General features: G+C 58.5%; 3 protein-coding genes. All 3 read left to right on the forward strand.

Annotation, left to right across the window (positions count from 1 at the left end; translation table 11 throughout):
- Nucleotides 1-103 precede the first annotated feature (103 nt).
- A complete protein-coding gene (gene pyrR, locus NW838_RS13455) occupies nucleotides 104-652 on the forward strand; it encodes a bifunctional pyr operon transcriptional regulator/uracil phosphoribosyltransferase PyrR (RefSeq protein ID WP_414358057.1) in 549 nt (182 codons plus the stop codon).
- A gap of 51 nt (nucleotides 653-703) precedes the next feature.
- Nucleotides 704-1,675 carry a putative 2-dehydropantoate 2-reductase gene (locus NW838_RS13460; protein WP_414341611.1) on the forward strand — a complete coding sequence of 324 codons (972 nt, stop codon included), beginning with the start codon at nucleotides 704-706 and terminating at the stop codon, nucleotides 1,673-1,675.
- 79 nt (nucleotides 1,676-1,754) lie between these two features.
- The gene (locus NW838_RS13465; RefSeq protein ID WP_414358055.1) at nucleotides 1,755-2,327 is read left to right on the forward strand and encodes a metal-binding protein; all 573 of its coding nucleotides are present in this window, start codon (nucleotides 1,755-1,757) and stop codon (nucleotides 2,325-2,327) included.
- Nucleotides 2,328-2,463 lie beyond the last annotated feature (136 nt).

The following is a 2,463-nucleotide window of genomic DNA, read 5'->3' on the forward strand; positions in this document are numbered from 1 at the left end:
GGCGCTATCCATCCCCACCCTACAGAGGGTGGGGAATTCCGCGCGTTTTGTTAAAGTCTTCTACAGACCAGATCCGCGATTGGCGAGGGGGCGACAGGGATCCATGTCCGAGATCGAGGTCTTCGATGCGGAGCAGTTGGCCGGGCTGATCGAGGGTCTGGCAGAGGCGATCGGCAGGGATCATCCCCACCTCCAAAAGTTGACGTTGATCGGCATTCGCACCCGGGGAGTTCCCCTGGCCTACCGCCTGCGGGATCGGATTGCCACTCTGCTGGGGATCCCGCCCCAAGTGGGGGAGCTGGACATCACTTTTTTCCGCGACGATTTGAGCGCCGGCGGGTTGCGCACCCCCGATCGCAGCGAAATGCCGCGTGACCTGACCGGCCAAGAAGTGGTGCTGGTGGATGATGTTATCTTTCGCGGTCGCACCGTGCGAGCAGCTTTGGAGGCTCTAAACCACTTTGGGCGACCGGAACGGGTGCGATTGGCGGTGTTGATCGACCGGGGTCACCGGCAGTTCCCCATCCAGCCCGATTACTGCGGTTGTCAGCTTTCCACAGAACCGGAGCAAACGGTGAGAGTCCATCTGCGGGAAACCGATGCAGAAGAGCGGGTGCTGTTGATAGACAAAACGGCAAAGATTAAACCCTGAGCCGGCGCTGGGGTGCGGTATTTTAGGGATGACCTGCCGAAACTCACTGCCATGTCTTGGTTGCCGGAAACCCGCCGCTACGCTGTTTTGGGCACGGGCGCTTTGGGAGGATTTTATGGGGCGAAATTGCAACAGGCGGGCTTTTCGGTGCATTTTCTGCTGCACAGCGACTATGACCATGTTCGCCAAAGCGGCCTCTGGGTGCAGTCCTGCTGGGGGGATTTTCATTTGCCCCAGGTGAATGCCTACGCAGCCGTGGAGGACATGCCCGCTTGCGAAGGGGTGATCGTGGCTTTGAAAGCCACCCAAAATGCGCTTCTGCCGCACTTGATCCCGCCTGTGTTGGCCGAGAATGGCGTGGTGATCTTGTTGCAAAACGGGCTGGGGGTGGAACCCGAGATTGCCGATTGCGTTGGCCCAGAGCGGGTCATGGGGGGCCTCTGCTTCATCAGCTCCAATAAGGTTGGCCCCGGCCACATTCACCATCTGGATTACGGTTCGGTGCTGCTGGCAGAATACGGCCCTGGCTATGCCCCCCAAGGGATCACGCCCCGCCTTCAACAAGTTCAAGCCGATTTTCAACGGGCAGGGATCCCGACTTCGCTCTCACCAGATTTGATGTTGGCCCGCTGGCAGAAACTGGTCTGGAATATTCCCTTCAACGGCCTCTCGGTGGTGTTCAATGCCGATACTCAGCAAATGATTCGAGACCCTGAGGCCCGTGCTTTGGCGGAAACGCTGATGCAGGAGGTGATACAGGGAGCTGCAGCTTGTGATCGCCTGCTTCCCGACTCCCTGATCCAAGAAATGCTCACCAATACCGAGAAAATGGCCCCCTACCGCACCAGCATGAAAATCGACTATGAGCGCAAACGTCCTCTGGAACTGCAGGTGATCTTCGGCAACCCACTGCAGTACGCTCGACAAGCTGGGATCCATCTGCCACGGGTTGAAATGCTCTACCGACAGTTGCAGGTGTTGGATCGCCTGAATCGAGGGATCCCTGGGGAGCAGCAGGCTTAAGTTTTTCAAGATCCGGCGGAGCGATCCCAGGGCTGGAGCAGGCTTTCTCCTTTGCTTGCGGGTAGACTGAGCCGCAGTCGTGTACTGTTGCTCTGGCTTTATGCCGCTGGGATCCACCCACGATCGCATTACCCTCTGGACGGCCCCCGGCATCACCCTAGCCGCCGGTGTGTTGGGGAACAGCACCACAGTTGCCCTGGCTGTGGGATCCGCCTATCTGTTCAGCGGCCTGATGTTTTCTGGAGATCTGGACACCTGTTCCCGACAGTATCAACGCTGGCTGTTCTTGCGCTGGATTTGGCTGCCCTACCGCAAGTGGATGCGGCATCGCTCCTTTTGGTCTCATGGGCCGATTGTGGGCACCGCCGTGCGGGTACTGTACTTGAGCCTATGGGCAGGAGGAGCTGGCCTGCTGGGGGCTTGGCTGGGATCCCAGTTGGGCTGGTGGATGTGGCAACCCTGGGTGTGGGGCAGCGATCTCTGGCAATTGCTGCAAGTTCACGCCGAGATGCTCTTTTGGATTGGGATGGGGTTGGAACTGGGATCGGTGAACCACAGCCTAAGCGACTGGATGGTCTCCCGCTGGAAACGCTGGCGCAGAAAACGCCGTCAGGTTCGATCTCCTGCCAGGCGACTCAGCTATCGTGGCTAGGGATCCATTGGGCCAAGGTTTGATTTTTCGCCCGCCACGGCATTTGAATGGCAGTGAGGTTACCTACTGTTCCGCAACGCGTAGTCATTTATCTCACCGTCAAGGTGAAACAAACGACCGGTTGCTTCCTGCTAAG

Origin of the sequence: Synechococcus sp. R55.2 (genome assembly GCF_047462075.1) — a bacterium.
In the GTDB taxonomy this organism is placed as follows: domain Bacteria; phylum Cyanobacteriota; class Cyanobacteriia; order Thermostichales; family Thermostichaceae; genus Thermostichus.

Bases quoted from the DNA above. Each gene is read 5' to 3' on its own strand.
- pyrR (WP_414358057.1), top strand. From the start codon at position 104: ATGTCCGAGATCGAGGTCTTCGATGCGGAGCAGTTGGCCGGGCTGATC.
- NW838_RS13460 (WP_414341611.1), top strand. From the start codon at position 704: ATGTCTTGGTTGCCGGAAACCCGCCGCTACGCTGTTTTGGGCACGGGC.